The sequence below is a fragment of the Natronomonas gomsonensis genome (assembly GCF_013391635.1).
Classification (GTDB): Archaea; Halobacteriota; Halobacteria; order Halobacteriales; family Haloarculaceae; genus Natronomonas; species Natronomonas gomsonensis_A.
In genome coordinates this window covers 842432-862198 of record NZ_JACAWU010000002.1, presented here as the reverse complement: position 1 = coordinate 862198, position 19767 = coordinate 842432, and the positions used below count along the sequence as shown (strand labels likewise).

Genomic DNA, 19767 nt, shown 5'->3' with positions numbered 1-19767 from the left:
AATACATAAATTGCCGTACCTGTACGGCTTCGATTATTTATGCAGCGGTTCGTCGCCTATTTAATCGTGTTGTCTCGTCGCTTCCAATCGCTCCGCCAGTTCCGTCGCCCACACGAGGTTGCCGTCGTATCGCACCGGCACCGAGTGGCGTGACAGCAGTTCGCGGAGCCCCCCGCGGTCGAGGGTCGCGGTCGCCGACGTTCCCGCGAGTCGCTCCCCACCGTCGAACGGTTCGATGTACCGCCTGCCGGCCGAATCCGGTGCAGTCACGTCGTATCGGACGGTGAACGCCTTGCCGTCGGTCTGTACGTCGAGCGTCGCCGGCTGTCCCGTCGGCTGACGGAGTCGATGCGTGCCGTCACCGACGACGACGTAATCACGCCCGACGATGATTTCGCGCCGCGCCACCGACAGCGCCCGGTCGAAGGAGTAGCCGGCGGCGAGCAGTTCGGCGAACGTCGTCCCGAGTCGTACCGCCTGCTCGTCGAGTACCGCCGTCAGCGTCGTTGCGCCGACGGTTGCCCCCTGTCTGACGAGGTCGTATCCTTCGTAATAGGAGCCACAGGCGTTGAGGAAGAACGCCGCTGCGCCGCAGGTATCGAGGTCGGCCGCGGCGAGCGTGCCGTCCGGACACACCAGTCCGTCCGTTTCGACGTGACCGATGAAGTGGACCAAATCGGTCCGGCCTTCGAATACCGCTGCCAATTCCCGGCGCTGGAGCCCCTCGTGGACCCGGACAGATACGCCGTGGCCCGCGAGCCGGCGGCGATACACCGCAGCCACCTCCCGTTCCGACGCCATGTCGGCGTCGTTGCACACCACGTCGACCGTCAGCCCCTCCGTCGGCGGTTGTCGGCCCGATTCCGCTCCGAGGAGGGTGTAGGCGTCGACGGGGGTTCCGTCGGCGAGCCACGCGTGGAAGCGACTCTCCGAGAGCGCCGGGTCGACGGCCTCGACGTTCGGGGACTCACCGCGATAGAACTCGTCGAGGCTCCGCTTCAACAGCGCCTTCGGGTCGAGCGCCGACGACTCCGCGGGGTGGACGAGGCTCAATCGGTCGAGCACGTACGAGAGATACCGACCGTTTTCGACGGTTTCGTCGACGTACGTCGACAGCGGCCACTGCGGCAGCGTCGGCGAGGACGCCTCGAGTGCGGCCCGCAACCGCGCCGTCGGCGGTGCCGACCGCAACGTCTCGGCATCGTAGCCGTCGACGGACATCGGCCCCGACTCACCGGGGACCGAACGCAGTCTGCTATCGAGCGTACAGAGTCGTCGGAGCCACTCAGCGACGGTGTCGCCGAACGCGGGGAATGGCTCGAAGGTCCGAGTGAGTGCCGGACTTTCGATGTGTGGCACCCCTTCGGCCACCCGCAGCTCCGCCCCGAGGTAGTACGTCATCGGTGCCGCGACGAGGACGGCTCTCGTCGAGGGGGGAACGGTTACCGTCGCCGCCGGCGAGCGGTCGCGAAGCCCCGTCGGTATCGACTGCTCGCCGAAGGTCACGCGGGGCGTCCGAGGGCGGAACCCCGGATGCGAACGGACCGGGCCAGCCGTTCGGTGCGTCCAGCCGGCGGCCGTGACTGCGGTCGCCAGTCCCGCCGGCGTCTTCGGCACCGTCACCGTCGGACGTGGCGCCGGAGCCTCACGGAATCCGACGGCCACTGCTGTCGGTTCCGAAAATTCGACCCCGAAACCGTCACCGGCGTCGACGACGGTTGCCGGACCGTCGAAGGCGAGGTGCGATTCCAGCGGCGCGGCCACCCGGAGGTGGTGTCGACCGGCCGGAAGCGCGCCGGGTTCGAGCGGGCGGCCGCCCGACGAAGCGACGGAAACAGCCACATCCGCGGGCAAACCGAGCCTGGTGGTCGTGCCGACGACGACGGCGTCGGTGGCGGCGGGTAGCGACGGCGGGTCACCGCCGAGCTGCCAGTCACTAACGCCGATTTCCACCGAGTCGTCGTCGCCGAATCCGCAGACACAGTCCTCAGCCGCGGCCCACTCGACCATCTATCGTTCGGTTGGTTTCCTGTTGTATAATACTACTCCCAGCTTCGAACGGTCGTTCCGAACGGACGATAGTCGACCCTTCGACGGCACCGACACCGGCCGTGCTTGCCAAGAACGGGTAGCTTCTTGTTCCGGCGTTCCCGACCTGCAGGTATGAGCTACGAGCAGGTACGGGAGTCCGACCCCGCGGTCGCAGACGCCCTCGACGGCGAACGCGACAGACAGGAGCACACCTTGGCGATGATCGCCTCCGAGAACCACGTCTCGAAGGCGGTTCTCGAAGCCCAGAGTTCGGAGTTGACGAACAAGTACGCCGAGGGGTACCCAGGCGAGCGCTACTACGCCGGCTGTGAGTACGCCGACACCGTCGAGGAACTCGCAATCGAGCGCGCCAAAGAGCTGTGGGGCGCCGACCACGTCAACGTCCAGCCCCACTCGGGCACGCAGGCGAACATGGGCGTCTACCTCGCGATGCTCGACCCCGGCGACAAAATCCTCTCGCTGGAACTCGAACACGGCGGCCACCTCAGTCACGGCCACCCTGCCAACTTCACCGGCAAAACCTACGAGGTCGAACAGTACGAGGTCGACCCCGAAACGGGCTACATCGATTACGAGGAACTCGATGCGCTGGCCCAGGAGTTCGACCCAGACATCGTCGTCTCCGGCTACTCCGCCTACCCCCGCGAAGTCGACTTCCAGCGCGTGCAGGACACTGCCGACTCCGTCGACGCCTATCACCTCGCGGACATCGCCCACATCACCGGCCTCGTTGCCGCGGGCGTCCACGAATCGCCCGTCGGCGTCGCCGACTTCGTCACCGGGTCGACCCACAAGACCATCCGCGCCGGTCGCGGCGGCATCATCATGTGCGACCAGCAGTACGCCGACGACATCGACGCGGCCGTCTTCCCCGGCGCTCAGGGCGGCCCCCTCATGCACAACATCGCCGGCAAGGCCGTCGGCTTCAACGAAGCCCTCCAACCCGAATTCGAGCAGTACGCCCAGCAGGTCGTCGACAACGCCAAGGCGCTCGGCCAGCGCCTTCAGGAACACGGCTTCAAACTCGTCTCCGGGGGCACCGACACCCACCTCGTCCTCGTAGACCTCCGGGAATCCCATCCCGACACGCCCGGTGGCGTTGCAGAGGAGGCCCTAGAGGAGGTCGGCATCGTCCTCAACAAGAACACCGTCCCCGGCGAGACGCGAAGCGCGTTCAACCCCTCGGGTATCCGCGCCGGCACACCAGCACTCACTACGCGTGGCTTCGACGAGGAGGCCTGTGAGCAGGTCGCCGACATCATCGCCCGCGTCGTCGACTCTCCCGACGACGAGGACGTGAAGTCCGAGGCGGCCACCGAAGTCGAGGAATTGTGTGCCGAGTACCCGCTGTACGATCGTGAAGGGTCGCTGACGGACTTCCAGTAGGCGCGTTCACCGCCGCCACACACTCGACTGACTTTTATCCCTTCCGCAGGCGAACCACCAGCAATGAGCACGTTCGTCGTCGTCGGTGGAGACGCAGCAGGCATGTCGGCCGCGAGCAAGGCGAAACGCGACGACCCCGACCTCGATGTCATCGTCTTCGAGAAAGGCGAATGGGTCTCCTACGGGGCCTGCGGGCTGCCGTACTACATCAAGGGCGAGATTCAGTCACTGGAGGACCTCGTCTCCATCACGCCCGAAGAGTTCCGCGAGGAACGTGACATCGACCTCCGGACGGGTCACGAGGTGGTCGACATCGACCCCGACGACCGGATAGTGACGGCCCGAGGCGACGGCGAGGTGGCAGTCGGGTACGACCACCTACTCGTCGCGACCGGCGCGGAAGCGGTCGTCCCGTCTATCGACGGTCGCGAACAGGAGGGCGTGTACACCCTCGGGTCGATGACGGATGGCAAGGAACTCCGTGAGTTCGTCGCCCGCTCGCGGGAATCCAGCCCACTCGAACAGCCGGACCGCGGGCCGGCGTGTCAGTTCCTCGAATCGTGTACCGGGCCAGTCGCCGTCGTCGGTGGCGGCTACATCGGCGTCGAGATGGCCGAGGCGCTGGCCGCAAACGACTTCGAGGTTCACCTCTTCCAGCGCGGTGACCGCGTGCTCAAGGGGTTCAGCGAGGAGACGAGCGCCTACGTCGCCGACCACCTCCGAGAGCAGAACGTCGCGCTGTATCTGAACAGCGAAGTAGAGGCGTTCGAGGGTGACAACGTCGTCGAGGCCGTCGTTACGGCCGACGAGCGCGTCCCCGTCGAGATGGCGCTGCTCGGAACCGGCGTCCGACCCCGGACCGACCTCGCCGAGGACGCCGGCATCGAGTTGGGGTCGACGGGTGCCATCGCGACCGACGCCTACCGGGAGACGAACCACCCGGACGTGTACGCCGCCGGTGACTGCGCGGAGGCCGAACACGTCGTCACCGGTGAGCCGGCGTACGTCCCGTTGGCGCTGACCGCGAACCGCCACGGCCGCGCCATCGGGGAGACGGTCGCTGGAAACCCCTCCGTCGGCGGTGGCATCGCGGGGACGGCCGCGGTCAAGGCCTTCGACGTCGAGGCCGCCCGGACCGGTATCCTCGACGACGAGGAGGCACGGGACGCTGGCTTCGACCCCACGACGGTCACCATCGACGCGAAATCGCGAGCCGGCTACTACCCCGAGGGCGGGACGGTGAAGGTCACGCTCACCGCCGACAGCGAGTCGGGGCGGGTCCTCGGTGCCAGCCTCGCCAGCGAGTACGGCGAGGGTGCAGTCCACCGGAGCCACGCCGTCGTCGGTGCCGTCACCGAAGGTGCCACCGTCGAGGAACTGGCGAACTACGACCTCGCGTACGCGCCGCCGTTCAACACGACGTGGGACCCGGTGTTGACCGCGGCGAAGGTACTCGGTGGGAAACTGTGACCGTCGGGCGCCGCCGCACGTTGGCGAGTGGGCTCGGATTGCTCGCCGGGGCTCTCGCGGGGTGCACTGGGGATAACGGTGACGAACGCGATAATGGCGACAACGGCGACGAACGTAACGACAGCGGAGTGACTGACGAGGCCACCGATACGAATACCGCGACCGACGAGAGTGGTCTCGACCTCCGTGAGGCGAACGTCATTGGTGTCGAAGCCGAGCGCGTCGATGGCGGGTATCGGTTCTCCGTGACGCTGTATCACGACGACGACGGCGAGGAGGGGTACGCGAACTGGTGGCAACTCGAGACGCTCGACGGCGACCGCCTCGGTCGTCGAGACCTCGCGCACTCCCACGGTACCCGAGAGTTCACCCGCTTTTCGACCGTCGAAATCCCCGAAAACGTCGATTGTGTGGTCGTCCGCGGCCACGACCAGACGCACGGATACGGCGGTCGGGCGGTACTGTTCGCCCTCGATTCGGGGGCGACACGCGGCGTCCAGCAGGGAAGCGAACCGACGACGTTCGACGAAAGCGACTGCCCCTAATACTCACGTTCGTGTACACTTGTACCGTTATTCGGCGACAAACAAGCACGAACCCGAATCATTGATACGTTCGGCGCGCCGGATTCTCGACAATGACAGAGGTCATCGACGGCAACGCCGTCGCCAGCGAGATTCGCGAGTCGCTGTCCGGAAGCATCGACGCCCTCACCGAAGCGGGCGTGACGCCGGGACTGGCGACCGTTCTGATGAGCGACGACCCCGCAAGCGAGACGTACGTCTCGATGAAGCAGCGCGACTGCGAGGAGGTCGGCATCGACGGCATCCACGTCGAGATCGACAGCGACGCCCCCGCCGAGGAACTGTACGACACCATCGACGAACTCAACGCCGATTCGGCGGTCCACGGCATCCTCGTCCAGATGCCGCTGCCCGACCACGTCGACGAGCGGCGTGTCCTCCGGAGCATCGACCCGGTGAAGGACGTCGACGGCTTCCACCCCGAGAACGTCGGCCGTCTCGTCGCCGGCAACGACCGCTATCGGCCCTGTACGCCCCACGGGGTCCAGAAATTGCTGGCGGCTTACGACATCGAAACCGAAGGTGCGGACGCCGTCGTCGTCGGGCGCTCGAACATCGTCGGCAAGCCGCTGGCGAACCTCCTGCTCCAGAAAGCCCCGGACGGCAACGCGACGGTGACGGTGTGTCACTCCCGAACCGAAGACCTCGAAGCGAAGACCCGAAACGCCGATATCGTCGTCGCCGCCGCGGGACTGCCGGAGTTCATCGACGGCGAGATGATTTCGGAGGGCGCGACCGTCATCGACGTGGGTATCAACCGCGTCGACGCCGACACGGAGAAGGGGTACGAACTCGTCGGCGACGTGGACTACGAGAGCGCGAAGGCCAAAGCCGGAGCCATCACGCCCGTTCCGGGCGGCGTTGGACCGATGACGCGTGCGATGCTGCTGTACAACACGGTCAAAGCCGCCGGACTGCAGGAGGACATCACAGTCGAGTTGCCCTGACTGTCTCGGCCATGTCGTTCACACCGGAAGACCTCGCCGCCCGCTACGACGACCCCTACCGGAAAGCCGAGCGTATCGAAATCGACGCCGACCGGTTCGACCGAGCGATGGAGCGCGACGACGACGGCGCGTGGGGTGTCGGCGCGCTCGTCATCGATTCCGGGTGCGTGCTGTTCGTCCGCGAGGACGACACGTGGCTCTTGCCCGGCGGCCGCCTCGAAACGGACGAACCGCCCGAGGTGGGTGCGATGCGTGAGGTCGAAGAGGAAACGGGCGTCACCATCGAACTCACCGGCCTCGCCGCCATCGCAGAGCAGACGTTCGTTCGGGCCAGCGACGGAGCGAGCTACCAGTTCTACTTCGCGACGTTCCTCGGGACACCCCTGACGACGAGCACCGATTCGAATCCGGGACGCCCATCGGAGGGCATCGACGAGGCGGCCTGGCTCGAGGAGGTACCGGAGAACACGTTCGACCGTGACCTCGTCTGTCGACTCGTCGACACGTACGTTTAAATACGAACACGGGGCCAGCACCCCCGTGCTCGACTCGCCTACCCCGGAGCGTCCAACGGGAGCGCGGCACAGCGCTTCGGGAGTCGACGTGCCGCCTGTTCGCCAATCGCTGTGCGTCCCATCGGTCCGGGAGGAATTTCGCCTCGCCACGCTCTCTTCGTCGTCAACCGCCGAACGTCGAGGGGTCGTACGCACGGAACGCCGCGGGGTCGTCCACCCCACTCTCGGTCCCCTCACCCGACTCGTCTCCGCTCGCGCCCGCGCCAAGTACGGCTTTCCGCTCGTCGACGGACTCGCCGAGAGCCCGGAGGGCGTCTTCGCAGGCGGGAATCGTCTCGGTAGTGGCAACGCCGGCGTCGCCGCCGCCCGTTACCGTCCCGACGATTAGCTCCTCGATTGCGGCCCTTCCGGCCCCAGTTCCGATACCAGCGACGCTGGCGTCGATGCGGTCGATGCCCGTCTCGGCGGCGACCAGCGAGTTCGCCGTCGCACAGCCGAGGTCGTCGCTGAAACTGACGCCGGCTCGTGTGAGGTCGGCACTCGCATCGGCGAGCGTCCGCAGGAAGCCCGCGACGAACGGCGGTGTCCGAGCGCCGACGGTGTCCGCGAGGACGATGGAGCCGTCGAACCGCCCGAACGCGCCGGCGACCGACGGTACGTCGGCACGGAACGCGTCCTGCAAATGGAGGTGGCCGTCCGCGCCGCCCTCACGAGCTTGGCGTATCGCCGTCTCGGCGCGGTCGAACGCCTTCTCGCGCGATATCCCGAGTACGGATTCGAGTCGCACGTCGGAAACGGGAATCGAAACCTCGACGACGTCCGCGCCGGTTTCGAGTGCCGTCTCCACCTCGTCGGTACGGGGCCGGCAGGTCGCCACCACGTCGGCGTCGAGGTTCGACGCGAGGCGGCTGACCGTCTCGTGTTCGACGCCCGCCACGGAGGGGTTTCCGGCCCGTATCAGTGCCACGCCGAGTCGGTCGAGCGCCTGCCCCGCTTCGACCAACTGGTCGGCCGTGTACGTTCGGTCGGAGTGCTGTGCGGCCGCTTGAACGGTAGTATCACAGAGTCTCATTCGGTTAGGCCTCCCTGAGGTACGTCGCTGAGCCAACTCATGTATCGGGCTGAGGACGGCACCGATTAAACACTCTGGGGCGGTTCAGGCCAGTTCGTCCAGTCGGGATTCGGCGGTGGCGAGTGCGCTTTCCTCGCCCGAACTCAGATATCGACCAATGTCGCGGGCCGATTCAACGAGCGACTCGACCGCTCGCGGGGACACGTCGCCGTCGAGTGCGCGAATGCGTTTGGTGTGGTCGCCGAGGCGTTCGAGGATGTTGCCGACGGCTGGGTCGGGGTGTTCCTCGAGATACCGACGGAGGTCCGAGCGATACTCCTTGACGGCGTTGGCGTACGCCAAGCCACGCATCGCCCGGAGAGAGTCCGGAACCTCCTCGATGGCCGGACGCTCGTCGTCGTCGGCACGGAGCAAGGTCGTGAAATATCGCTCCTCGTCGTCGGTGCTGTCCATCCGTCGCGTGAGCTCTCCGGCGACGTGTCGAAGCTCCATCGCGGCGAGATAGGTGTCGTCGAGCGGTTGGAGGACCCCGGATTGGATAAATCCGTAGCCGCCGGTGAACTCCCGGCATCGATCTACCGCGCGTTCTGCGAGTCGGCGGGTGGGCTGTTCGTCGATAGCGTTTCGGACCGGCGACAGGTCGAGTGTCGCCGCCGTCGCGGTGTGCAAGGACCGTTCGTCGTCGGTGCCGACGCTGTGGAGGCTGCCACACCCCGGACACGCAATCTCCCCGGTGTCGTAGTAGGACCACCGCGTCCCGCACTCTTTGCATTCCCGTCGGCCGCGGACCTTCATGTCGCTCCCTTGGGCCGTCGCCGGCAAAACACTCCCGGACCGTCACGCCGAGGACACGTCGAACGCATCGAAGCGCTCGTCGACGCGGCCGGCGGCGACCGCGAGGACGAGTTCGATGCGCGCCGCCCACGGCGTTCCGTGAGCGAATCGGACGTGATCGTGGTTTGCCAGCGTCGCCGCACCGCCGGGTGTTCCGTACACCGGTTCCGTGGGCCCGGCGTAACACCGGGAGGCGATGACGACCGGACAGTCGGCGTCCGCTATGGCCTCGCCGAGTGCACCCGTCGTGTTTCCGAGGCCCGTGCCGGCGACGACGACGGCGTCACCGCGGGATGTGGCGTCAGTGAACGCATCCCGGCCGACGCCGGAGGCCGAAACGACGATGGGAACCGTCGGGTGGGATTCGGGGTCGGGAACGGGAAGTAGTGTGTCAGCTGCCGGTGGGTCGCGGTGCCAGTGGACTCGGCGTCGGGTGAACCGAGCGATAGGTCCTGCCTCGGGGGACTGAAACGTATCGAGCGAACTCGTGTGGGATTTCTGGACCGTCGCGGCTGCATGCAACTCCTCGTCGAAGGCGACGAACGTGCCGGCGTCGAGTCGGTCGTGAGCGGCGGCTCTGACCGCGGTTCGGAGGTTCGTCGGGCCGTCACTGCCGAGTTCGTCGGGCCGTCGCTGAGCCCCCGTCACGACGACTGGTCCGTCCGTCGTGAGTCCGAGGTAGTGAGCGGTCTCCGCAAGCGTGTCGGTGCCGTGGGTGACGACGACGCTGTCGACATTGTCGGTGATATCTCGGACGCGCTCGGCGACGCGAGCACACACCGCGGGCGACATGTCGAATCCGGGGTTGCTGGCGACGCTTTCGACGGTGATGTCCGCGAACGATTCGAGGTCGGGGACGGCCTCGACAAGGTCGTCGCCGGAGAGCGACGGGGCGGCGCCGGCCTCGTCTCCGTCTTCGGTCGAGGCAATCGTGCCACCGGTGGCGATGACGTGGACGCGCATACGCCACCTGCTGTCGGCGTCGGGTTGGGCGTTGCGGTCGCCGGGTGACGAACTTTCATTTGACTCCGGCGAGAGTGTCAGGTATGCGCGACGAAGAGGAAATCCGAGAGCAGTACGAATTCCTGAAAAACGAACTCGACGACGAGGACATGAACCACGAAGGCGTCCGACAAATGTTCACGTACTACAAGCGGGCGCTGGGGTGGGTCCTCGAAGAGGAGTACATCTAGTCCGGTAGGCCTCACCGGTGCCGGTACATTTATGATGCGGTACCTACTTGATTCAGGTGACGCTTCGCTTGGAGGGCCGAAGCGTCAGCGGGGACCAATTCAGGGCGGCAAGCCCCCGGCCGGTCCTTTTCATCCGGCTCGGGGCTTTCCACTCGCTAACTAACATACGAAGAGAGAGGTCTGGGTCCGGAGTCAGGCGATTTCGAAACCAGCGTCGTCACTGCCATTACCGTCGCCGTCGTTTTCGTCCCACTCCAGTTCGAACTCCACGCTGAGTTCCGAGGAGGTTCCTTCCTGTTCGCGTTCGGCTTTCACCTCGAAGGTCGGTTGGGCCGGTATTTCGAGGCTGATGCTTTCGGTGTCCGACGAGAGAGTCACCGGCTCACCGGCCTCGAGTTTGTCGGCCACTGCACGAAGGTGGTCTGCGATTTCGGCTCGGGACTGTCGTTGTTCGGTTTTTAACAGGACTTCTTCCATGGACCCTGTATGTGGTCGCTGAAAATAAACGGATAGGTGACTGGTACCGACGTACAATTAAGGCCCCCACCGACGCAGAGAGACCCATGGGTCCGGAACGGTGGTCGTCTCGGCTCGGATTTCTCCTCGCGACGGTGGGTGCGGCCGTCGGTCTCGGTAACGTCTGGCGGTTTTCGGCGGTGGTCGGACAGAACGGCGGCGGAGCGTATCTGGTTCCCTACCTCATCGCGGCGCTGATTTGTGCCGTTCCGATGCTCGTCCTCGAACTGTCCGTGGGGCGAACCCTCCGAACTGACGTTGTATCGGCGTTTCGGTCGGTTCGACCGGCGTACGCCGCCGCGGGCTGGCTCGTCGTCGGTGGCGTGTTGCTCATCCTCAGTTACTACCTCGTCCTCACGGGCTGGGTGTTCGGGTTCTTCCTCTCGTGGCTCGCCGGAACCGAACTGACGTTTGCGGGGTTCGTCGACGGCTGGCTCCCGGTCGGCTACTTCGTGGCTGTGACGGTACTGACCGGCGGTGTGGTCTCGCTGGGCGTTCGCGGCGGCATCGAGCGGATGGCGAGGGTCGTGATGCCGACGGTGTTCGTCGTCCTGGTCGGGCTGGCGCTGTATGCGGTGACGCTGTCGGGGTGGCGGGCGGCAGCGGCGTTCCTGTTCACGCCGCGGCTGTCGGTGCTCGGCGACCCCGGTATCTGGAGTGCGGCCTTCGGACAGGTGTTCTTCTCGATGTCGGTCGGGCAGGGGATCATGCTCACTTACGGGAGTTACGTCGAAGACGATGCCGACCTGCTCCGGTCGTCGCTGGCGATTACGGTCCTTGACATCGGGGCGGCGCTCGTCGCGGGACTGGTCATCTTCCCCATCGTGTTCAGTTTCGGGCTCCAGCCGACGCTCGGAACGGAGTTGGCGTTTACGACGCTGCCGACGGCGTTCGCGACGATGCCGTTCGGGCGAGTCGTCGCAACCGCCTTCTTCGGGTTGTTGTTCTTCGCCGCGTTGAGTTCGTCCGTTGCACTGCTGGAGGTCGGCGTCGCCGCGGCAGCGACGACGACGCGGCTCGAGCGCCGTCCGGCAACTGTCGGCATTACGGCGGGGGTATTCCTGCTCGGCATCCCGTCGGCGCTCAGTTACAGTCCGGCGAACCTCTCGCTTCTCGGGCGCCCTGTCCTCGACATCATCGACGAATCCGTCGGTACGTTCGCCCTCCCGGTGTCGGCGCTGCTCATCGTCACCGTCTTCGTCTGGGTCGTCGACCTCGAAGCCGTCCGTGAGGACCTCGGTAGCCTGTACCCGCTCGTTCGGTACCTCATTCCGGTGGTTCTCGTCGGCGTCACGGGTGCGAAAGTCGCCGGCGTCGCTCGGCCGGCGTGGCGGCTCTTGGTGGGGACCGCCAGAGTTGACGGCGTCGCGGTGGGCATCGCCGCGGCCCTGCTTTCGTTCTTGATTGTGGTCGGCTGGCTCCTCCGAAATCGGGGGTGGAGTCCGCCGCGCGTCGGTCGAAATCGGCGTTAATCCAGCCGACGGAGGACGAGTACTGCGACCGCAAGCGCGACGATACCGATTGCACAGCCGACTGCACTCCCGGTCAGTAACGCGCCCGCCGTTTCGGGGTACCGTTCGAAGACCGGGAGGAACAGCCGCACGTCGAGTGCGAGGACCAACACTGCACCGACGACATCGAAGACGAGATCGAGAGCGGTGTCTCGCCTGCCGTAGTGGACGAGAATCGGTTCGATATCGTAGCGCTTGCCCAACTCGCGAGCGACCAATTCGAGGAGTTCCCACGCGATGCCGGCCGCGAGCGTCAAGCCGACAGTCGCCCCGGTGATGGCGAGTGTCCACTCCGCCGTGTCCGACCAGGGTTGGGTGGCAACGAGACTCATCGGATAGAACGCGGCCGCGAGCACACCGGCAGAGAGGGTATGCGTCAAGTGGTCCCACCAGTCCACGGACTCGTAGAGTCCGAGCATACCGAGGGAGTGGAGGAAACCGGCTGCCGCAGCCCAGAGCGTGATGTCCCACACCAGCGCAGGGCCCGCCTCGAGAGACAACAGGATGGCCGAGGGAACGGCGGTGACGCCGAGGGCAGCCACGGCGTTCACGACGACTGCGCCGCTCCCGCGTCGAATCCCTTCGACGAGCGCGGCGACGATGCCGGCGACGAGTAGTGCCACCACGAGCGTTTCGAGTGTGAACATCGAATCGACGTACGTTGTTGAGGAGGCGACACGGTAATGACTCTTCTCCGGGAGTAGTTCCCGAACGACCCATCCGAGCAGTGTTCACGTTCCGATAATTCACCGAAACGTATCACCTATCCAATCAGGGTTGCTTCGACTGAACGACACATAGCGGTCGTCTCGGGTCGGTTAGCGGGATTGAATCGAGTATCACTCCGACATATTTAACCTAATTGGACAGTAACACCAAAACAGAACTTACCGATGCACGACTTGACAGGGTTCCAGCGAGACTTGCTGTACGTCATCGCGGGTCGCGACGACCCCCACGGCCTCGCAATCAAGGAAGAACTGGAGGACTACTACGAGAAGGAGATCCACCACGGTCGGCTGTACCCCAACCTCGATACGCTCGTCGACAAGGGACTCGTCGAAAAGGGCCAGCGGGACCGCCGAACCAACTTCTATACGCTCACCCGTCGCGGCCGCCGAGAAATCGAAGCGCGCCGCGAGTGGGAGGACCAGTACGTCGACCTATCATAAACGACCGGCAAATAACGGTTATCGTTGTAAAGCAACGGTAGGGTTCCTGCAAACGTCGTTAGGAAAAGCTGGCCTTTTATAGCTTCAGTCGAACGTAGCGGTATGGACTTCGAACTGTCCGAGGAACAGGAACAACTGAAAAGCGAGGTTCAGCGCTTCGCCGAAAACGAGATTCTCCCGGTCGCCAAGGAGTACGACCGCGAGGAGAAGTACCCCCACGAGGTCGTCGACAAGGCCGCCGAGATGGGTCTGCTCGCCCCGCAGATCCCCTTCGAGTACGGCGGCGCCGGCTACGACGTTCTCGACACCGCCATCATCGTCGAGGAACTGTTCGCGGCCGACCCAGGTATCGGCCTGTGTCTGTCCTCGACCGGCTTCGGTGGCGAGGCCATCATCGAGTTCGGTACCGAGGAGCAAAAAGAGGAGTACCTCGAACCCATCGCCTCCGGCGACGCCATCATGGGCGCGGCGATTTCTGAGCCGGACACGGGGTCTGACGTATCGAGCGTGAGCACGCGCGCGGAGAAGGACGGCGACGAGTGGGTCATCAACGGCAACAAGATGTGGATCACCAACGGCAGCGTTGGTGACTTCTTCGTCGTGCTGTGTAAGACCGACCCCGACGCCGACGGTCGCTACAACGGCTTCTCACAGATTATCGTCGAGTCCGACCGCGACGGTTTCACCGCCGACAAGATTACGGGCAAGATGGGGATTCGCGCCTCCGACACCGCCGAACTCATCCTCGATAACGTTCGCGTCCCCGAGGAAAACCTCGTCGGCACCGAAGGCATGGGCTTCCTCCAGCAGATGCAGTTCTTCGACGAGACCCGAACCGGCGTCGCCGCACAGGGCGTCGGCATCGCCAAGGGTGCGGCGCGTCGCGCCCTCGAATACGCCCAGGAACGCGAGCAGTTCGGCCGCCCAATCGGCGACTTCCAGGCCATCCAGCACAAACTCGCCGACATGCACACCGAGGCCGAAGCCGCCCGCAACCTCACCTACAAATCGGCGTGGTCCGTCGACAACGCCGACGGCCAGCTGACGAAGCTCGCGTCGATGGCCAAGGAGTTCGCCTCCCGCACCGCCGTCAAGAACGCAAACGAGTGCGTCCAGATTCACGGTGGCTCCGGCTTCGTCGACGACTTCGACGCCGAGCGCTTCTACCGCGACGCCAAGATCACCCAAATCTACGAGGGTACCACTGAGATTCAGAAGATGATTATCGCCCGGGAACTGCAGGGGAAGGGCTTCTAAAACCCACTTTTTACTCCCTCGGGTGTCCTCGCGCGCCTCCGGCGCGCTGCGGGCACCACTCGGTCGCAAAAACTTGGGGAAAAACGACCCGGACGCTCCCTGCGGTCGCGTCCGGAGAACCGCGCTCGCTTCGCTCGCGCGGATGCTTTAACCGCTTCTTGCGATTCCCGTACGAAACGCACGCTTTACCCGGTAGCCACCGCTACGGCGTGTCATGAGTAGCCTCGTGGCCGACGACCTCACGCGCGCAGCGACGTTCTTCACCCTGGCGCTTCTCGTCACCGCAGTCGGCGGGTTCCTGCTGGGTGAGGTTCGTCTCGGCGTCGAGTTGGGTCTCGGACTCGGTGTCGTCTTCGGTGTCTTCGCGTACTTCTTCCTCGTACCCACGGAGGAGGACGACGACGCTTCTACCGACGACGAGTCGTGACGACTGCCTCGGCAGCGACCTATAAGCCACCGGAGGCCGAACGCCTCGACATGAAGATCTACACCGGTCGCGGTGACGAGGGAATGACCGACCTTCGAGACATGTCTCGCGTCTCGAAGACCAGCGCGCGAATCGAGGCCTACGGCACCGTCGACGAAGTCAACAGCGTCGTCGGGCGCATTCGCCCCTCGGGGTACGACGACATCGACGAGAAACTGAGCGCGGTCCAAAACCACCTCCACATCATTCAGGCCGACTTCGCCAACCCCGACCGCGAGGACGCTGACGCTCCGCATCTCGAGGAACATCACGTCCAGAAACTCGAAGACTGGATGGACGCCTTCGACGACGAACTCGACCCGCTGCAGAGTTTCATCCTCCCCGGCGGCAGCGACGCCGGGTCGAAACTCCACCACGCACGGGCCGTCTGTCGACGCGCCGAGCGCCGAGCGGTGTCGTTGGCCTCCGACGAACCCGTAAACGGCGCCGCGGTCGCGTATCTCAACCGACTCTCCGATGCGCTGTTCGTGTGGGCCCGGGTCGTCAACAAACGCGATGGAGTCCCCGAGGAAGCACCGGAGTACTAGGGCTTAAGCCCCATCCGCTCACGGAAGGCAGTATGCAACAGGTAGACGTCGCCGTCGTCGGTGGCGGCCCGGCCGGGTCCTCGGCCGGCTACGCGGCAGCCAGCGAAGGCGCCGACGCCGTCGTCATCGAGAAGGGCGTCCCCCGAGCGGACCGCGAGGAACTCGGACCCGATTCGACGGACGCTGCCGGCATCCTCGACTACTGGGTCGACCTGATGGACCTCGACGAGCCGATTCCGGACCACGTCAAACACCAAGAACTCGACGCCGCGGAGTTCATCGGCCCCTCGGAGACGCTCGAGTTGACCGAAACGGGTATAGACGCCACGTACCCGAACTTCGGGTTCACTGTCCACCGTGCGCGGTTCGACGACTGGCTTCGGTCGCGTGCCGAAGACGCCGGCGCCGAGTACCGCGTCGGGACCGGCGTCGCGTCGGTCGAGTCCGACCTCACGGGAACGCCCACACACACGCTGACGCTGCGGGACGGCACCGAAATCGAGACGGAGTATCTGATTCTCGCCGACGGCCCCCAGCGGACGATTACCGGGACCGTACTGCAAAACTGGCTCGCCGACGAGCACATGGCAAAGCTGGAATCCCGTCGGGCCAACCACATCGCCTATCAGGAGTACCGCCGACTCCCCGAGGAACTGTTCGAACGCGACCGCATCAAGTTCTGGTGGGGGTACATGCCCGGCCACACCGCCTACCCGTGGGTGTTCCCGAACGACGACCCCGTCGCCCGCGTCGGGCTGACGATGCCCATCGGGATGGACCTTGACGAGGTGTCGAACCGCGAGGCATATCGGTTGCTCCACGACGAGGACGAACGTGTCCCACAGGGCAACACCTACATCGAACGGCTCATCGAGGAGGTCTACCCCGGCTACGACCTCGCCGACTTCCCGCTCGTCGAGGACCGCGGGAAATCCGGTGGCACCGAGACCTACCCCATCTCCTCGACGCGTCCCATCGAGTCACCGACGACGGCCAACGTCGCCGTCGTCGGCGGGGCGATGGGTGCCACCTCAGCGTTCCACGAGGGCGGCGACCACGTCGCTATTCGGACCGGCCAGATAGCGGGCCGCCTCGCTGCCCTCGGTGCGTTGCGGGCGTACAACGCCGAATGGCACCGCGCCATCGGCAGCGAAATCCGTCGAAACTGCGTGTTCGCCGACATGGTTCGCGGTTACGAACCCGACGACTGGGACACCATCTTCGGATTGGTTGAAGACGTACAGGGCGACGACGGCTTCACCCCCTACGAGGCGGTGTATGCGGGTCTGACCGGCGCGAAACTGTTCGGCGAATACAAATGGCGGAAGTTCCGCTTCCGCAACGGCGGCTACGCACAGGTCCGGGAGGACGACTACACGGTCTGAAAGCCGAAAGAGGATTACCGCTCGACGGTGTAGGAGAGTTGCGCACCTTTAGTCCCCGACTGAGCAGCCCTTTGGGCAGCGATGACGGACCGGAGAACCCGGGTGTGCGACATTGATTTGCCGTGACGGCGTCCGCCGTCTCGGCATTCGGCGACGTTCCGTCGCCCGGCTTGGCGGCTTCCGCCGCCTGGCCATTCGGTGGTTCTACCGAACCACCCGCCCGACACGAGGGTTTCCCGACCGACCGCGGCACGCCGCCTGGGATGAGGTCGGACGTTAGTGTTTCGGGCGTACATTTCACGATACCAGACAGCGGGGGCACTGGAGAACCGAGAAGCCCGGCTTACTCGACCGAACCGAGCAGTCGCGGCAAAATGCGGTCGGCCGGCAGTTCGCTCGCCGATTCAGTCTTCGAGCACGGCCTGGGTCGATTGAGATGTCGCAGGTGCCGGCGGTTCGTGCGTTCCGAAGTCGGGGTGTGTCTCTTCCATCCAGACGTACACGACGGCTCCGGAGACGAACATCAGGGCCGCAGTCATGTAGAACGCGGCTTCGGCGCTCACGAACTCCATCGAGAGGCCGATGAGGATTGCCCCGACCGCATAGCCCGAGTCGCGCCACATGCGGTAGACGCCCATCCCGGCGGACCGCCAGGTCGGGTGGGCTGCATCGCTCGGAACCGTCATCAGGTTCGGATACAGTAACGCCATCCCGAGCCCGGAGACGGCGGCCAGAACGGCCCACGAGAGGTACCCCTCGACGAGAACCATCCCGAGGACGCCGGCGCCGGCCAGGAACATCCCGGCGATGACCGGTGGGCGTCGACCGATTCGGTCAGCGAGTCCGCCCGTAGCAATCTGGAGGAAGTACATCGCGCTGTGGGCGCCGACGACGACGCCGACGGCCGCGATTCCCAGTCCCTCGCTCACCAGATACAGGGGGACTGCAATCCAGAACAGCGTGTCCACGAAGTTCTCGATGTGGCCGGCCTGTGCGGCAGCGAACAGCGTCCGGTCGCCGTAGGTCGCTCGCTTTACCACGTCTTTGAACGGGAGGTTCGCGTCGTGGTGGTCGTCGTCACCTTCGGCCTGTGCGTACTGGACCGTCTCCTTGATGAGGAAGATAGAGATGAGGAACGCCAGCACGACGACGACGGCGAGGAAGTAGAACGGCTCGGGCCGGAGGTTCCACTGGCCTGCGATGAGGCCCGTAATCCAGGCGCCGACAGCGACGCCGGTGTATCCGAACGACTCGTCGATGCCGACCGCGAGGCCGCGCTGGTCGGGACCTGCGAGGTCGATTTTCGCGTTGATCGCCATACTCCAGGTCAGCGCCTGGTTGATGCCCAGTAGGATGTTCCCGACGGTAATCCAGCCCCAACTTGGTGCGAAGATGAGGATAACCGGAAGGGGAAGTGCCGTCGCCCACCCGGCGACGAGGACGGGCTTGCGGCCGTAGGACTCACCCCACTTTCCGGCGTAGAGGTTGAGAATCGATTTCACGATTCCGAACGAGACGACGAAGGACCCGATGACGAGGAACGACTCGACGCCGAGTACGTCCTCTCCCAGAACGGGGACGACGGTGCGTTCGGACCCGATTGTCAACCCGGTCGCGAACACCAACAGGACGTGCAGCGAGAACTGCCCGAGGTGTTCGCGGATTCCCTGTTTGAGTTCGGTTGTCGTACTCATCGGTTACTCGGCGGCGCAGTTGTTCGGCCCCAGTTCCAGTTCGGCCAATTGATTTTCGGGAACCGACTCCTGTCCCACGTTCGTGCGCTTGACGCGCTCGAAGTTCGGGGGATGGTCCGGGATGTCCGAAGCGAGTTCCGCGATGAACGCCTCGCGGTCGCGGCCGAGGTCATCGTTTCGGTCTTTGACCGCACCGAGAGTTGCGGTCACCGGCGGTTCGGGGGAGCCGGGGTCGTGTGCCGGCAGGACGAGTGCGTCGTCAGGCCGGTCGAGCAACCGCTGGAGGCTCTCGTAGAGCGTCGCGGCGTTCCCCTCGACGTCGGAGTCCTCGATGCCGGCTTCGACGCCGAGTTCGACGCGGCCGACACTGTCGTGGAACAGCGTATCGCCCGTAAGCAGTGCCGCACCCTCGACGTCGAAGGAGACGCTTCCCTCGCTGTGTCCCGGCGTGTGGATGACTTCGATGTCGAGGTGGCCGACGGTCACGCGTTGGCCGTCCTCGAGCGGCGTTGCGTCGAGAGCGAGCGCGTCCTTCGAGTGGAGGTAGTAGGGCACGCCGTGTCGGTCGGCGAGTTCCGACGCGCCGGAGACGTGGTCGGCGTGGGCGTGCGTATCGAAGACGCCGACGAGGTCCGCGTCGTACGCCTCGAGAATCGCGTCGTACTCCTCGAGGTAGTGTGAGGGGTCGAAGACGGCGGCTTCACCGTCCGAAATGAGGACGTGGGAGAGACAGCCCTTCCCCGGCCGTGCGACTTGCACGAGCGTGCCGTCGATATCGACGGGGACGGTCGCGTGCCGGTGGACACGGCTCCAGCCGTTCATTCCGTCGGTGAGCGTCTTCGCGTCGTAACCCATCGATAGGAGGACCTGGGTTGCGGTGTCGGCGACGATGCCCGCAGCACAGACGGTCGCCACCTCATTGTCCTCCGGGAGGTCTTCGAGGACAGCCGCTGCAGCGTCGGGGTCGTCGTTCAACTCGTCGTACACGTCGACGTTGACGCTGTCCGGTACGTGCCACTCCTCGTACTCCGCTTCGTGGCGAACGTCGAGTACGAGCAAGTCGTCTTCATCAGTCTGTAACCGTTCTCCGAGTTCTTCGGGGGAAATCTCCGCCATCAGTGTTCTGTCTTATGAGGGGTGTTTGAATATAGTGACTGCCGGACAT

General features: G+C 65.1%; 20 protein-coding genes. 12 read left to right on the top strand and 8 right to left on the bottom strand.

Features of this window, described 5'->3' with window-relative positions:
* Positions 1-60 precede the first annotated feature (60 nt).
* Positions 61-2010 carry a CHAT domain-containing protein gene (locus HWX69_RS12905; RefSeq protein WP_178917497.1) on the bottom strand — a complete coding sequence of 650 codons (1950 nt, stop codon included), beginning with the start codon at positions 2008-2010 and terminating at the stop codon, positions 61-63.
* Positions 2011-2163: 153 nt separating this feature from the next.
* Here HWX69_RS12905 and glyA point away from each other — a divergent pair, with 153 nt between their 5' ends.
* From glyA to HWX69_RS12880, 5 genes are all read left to right on the top strand, one after another.
* The gene (gene glyA, locus HWX69_RS12900; RefSeq protein ID WP_178917496.1) at positions 2164-3438 is read left to right on the top strand and encodes a serine hydroxymethyltransferase; all 1275 of its coding nucleotides are present in this window, start codon (positions 2164-2166) and stop codon (positions 3436-3438) included.
* Positions 3439-3501: 63 nt separating this feature from the next.
* On the top strand, positions 3502-4908 hold the full coding sequence (locus tag HWX69_RS12895) for an FAD-dependent oxidoreductase (protein ID WP_178917495.1): 1407 nt from the start codon (positions 3502-3504) through the stop codon (positions 4906-4908).
* A complete protein-coding gene (locus HWX69_RS12890; protein ID WP_178917494.1) occupies positions 4905-5453 on the top strand; it encodes a hypothetical protein in 549 nt (182 codons plus the stop codon). The genes HWX69_RS12895 and HWX69_RS12890 overlap by 4 nt, the downstream gene beginning before the upstream one ends.
* 92 nt (positions 5454-5545) lie before the next feature.
* The gene (gene folD / locus HWX69_RS12885) at positions 5546-6439 is read left to right on the top strand and encodes a bifunctional methylenetetrahydrofolate dehydrogenase/methenyltetrahydrofolate cyclohydrolase FolD (RefSeq protein WP_178917493.1); all 894 of its coding nucleotides are present in this window, start codon (positions 5546-5548) and stop codon (positions 6437-6439) included.
* 11 nt (positions 6440-6450) lie between these two features.
* Positions 6451-6954: an NUDIX hydrolase gene (locus tag HWX69_RS12880; RefSeq protein ID WP_178917492.1), complete on the top strand. Its 504-nt coding sequence runs from the start codon at positions 6451-6453 to the stop codon at positions 6952-6954.
* A 163-nt stretch (positions 6955-7117) separates the two neighbouring features.
* On the opposite strand, the gene HWX69_RS12875 is transcribed toward HWX69_RS12880, so the two are convergent.
* From HWX69_RS12875 to HWX69_RS12865, 3 genes are all read right to left on the bottom strand, one after another.
* A complete protein-coding gene (locus HWX69_RS12875; RefSeq protein ID WP_178917491.1) occupies positions 7118-8026 on the bottom strand; it encodes a citramalate synthase in 909 nt (302 codons plus the stop codon).
* Positions 8027-8110: 84 nt separating this feature from the next.
* Positions 8111-8821, bottom strand: coding sequence for a DUF7117 family protein (locus HWX69_RS12870; protein WP_178917490.1), 711 nt, complete (start codon positions 8819-8821; stop codon positions 8111-8113).
* 42 nt (positions 8822-8863) lie between these two features.
* Positions 8864-9823 (bottom strand): asparaginase, encoded by a 960-nt coding sequence (locus HWX69_RS12865; protein WP_178917489.1) that lies wholly within the window; start codon positions 9821-9823, stop codon positions 8864-8866.
* A gap of 83 nt (positions 9824-9906) precedes the next feature.
* Between HWX69_RS12865 and HWX69_RS12860 the strand changes: the two genes are divergently transcribed.
* Entirely contained in the window at positions 9907-10053 is a 147-nt protein-coding gene (locus HWX69_RS12860) for a hypothetical protein (RefSeq protein ID WP_178917488.1), read from the top strand.
* Between the two features lie 192 nt (positions 10054-10245).
* On the opposite strand, the gene HWX69_RS12855 is transcribed toward HWX69_RS12860, so the two are convergent.
* A complete protein-coding gene (locus HWX69_RS12855) occupies positions 10246-10530 on the bottom strand; it encodes an amphi-Trp domain-containing protein (RefSeq protein WP_178917487.1) in 285 nt (94 codons plus the stop codon).
* An 86-nt stretch (positions 10531-10616) separates the two neighbouring features.
* Between HWX69_RS12855 and HWX69_RS12850 the strand changes: the two genes are divergently transcribed.
* On the top strand, positions 10617-12041 hold the full coding sequence (locus tag HWX69_RS12850) for a sodium-dependent transporter (RefSeq protein WP_178917486.1): 1425 nt from the start codon (positions 10617-10619) through the stop codon (positions 12039-12041).
* Here the strand turns inward: HWX69_RS12850 and HWX69_RS12845 are convergent.
* On the bottom strand, positions 12038-12727 hold the full coding sequence (locus HWX69_RS12845) for a hypothetical protein (RefSeq protein ID WP_178917485.1): 690 nt from the start codon (positions 12725-12727) through the stop codon (positions 12038-12040). The genes HWX69_RS12850 and HWX69_RS12845 overlap by 4 nt on opposite strands.
* 246 nt (positions 12728-12973) lie before the next feature.
* Here HWX69_RS12845 and HWX69_RS12840 point away from each other — a divergent pair, with 246 nt between their 5' ends.
* From HWX69_RS12840 to HWX69_RS12820, 5 genes are all read left to right on the top strand, one after another.
* Positions 12974-13252, top strand: coding sequence for a PadR family transcriptional regulator (locus HWX69_RS12840; protein WP_156710334.1), 279 nt, complete (start codon positions 12974-12976; stop codon positions 13250-13252).
* 102 nt (positions 13253-13354) lie between these two features.
* Positions 13355-14509, top strand: a complete 1155-nt coding sequence (locus tag HWX69_RS12835) for an acyl-CoA dehydrogenase family protein (protein WP_178917484.1) — start codon at positions 13355-13357, stop codon at positions 14507-14509.
* 214 nt (positions 14510-14723) lie between these two features.
* The gene (locus tag HWX69_RS12830) at positions 14724-14936 is read left to right on the top strand and encodes a hypothetical protein (protein WP_178917483.1); all 213 of its coding nucleotides are present in this window, start codon (positions 14724-14726) and stop codon (positions 14934-14936) included.
* Between the two features lie 50 nt (positions 14937-14986).
* A complete protein-coding gene (locus tag HWX69_RS12825) occupies positions 14987-15523 on the top strand; it encodes a cob(I)yrinic acid a,c-diamide adenosyltransferase (RefSeq protein ID WP_178918341.1) in 537 nt (178 codons plus the stop codon).
* Positions 15524-15555: 32 nt separating this feature from the next.
* Positions 15556-16908 (top strand): NAD(P)/FAD-dependent oxidoreductase, encoded by a 1353-nt coding sequence (locus HWX69_RS12820; protein ID WP_178917482.1) that lies wholly within the window; start codon positions 15556-15558, stop codon positions 16906-16908.
* 404 nt (positions 16909-17312) lie between these two features.
* On the opposite strand, the gene HWX69_RS12815 is transcribed toward HWX69_RS12820, so the two are convergent.
* Entirely contained in the window at positions 17313-18602 is a 1290-nt protein-coding gene (locus tag HWX69_RS12815; protein ID WP_178917481.1) for an MFS transporter, read from the bottom strand.
* A 3-nt stretch (positions 18603-18605) separates the two neighbouring features.
* The gene (locus HWX69_RS12810; RefSeq protein WP_178917480.1) at positions 18606-19718 is read right to left on the bottom strand and encodes an MBL fold metallo-hydrolase; all 1113 of its coding nucleotides are present in this window, start codon (positions 19716-19718) and stop codon (positions 18606-18608) included.
* Between the last annotated feature and the right edge of the window lie 49 nt (positions 19719-19767).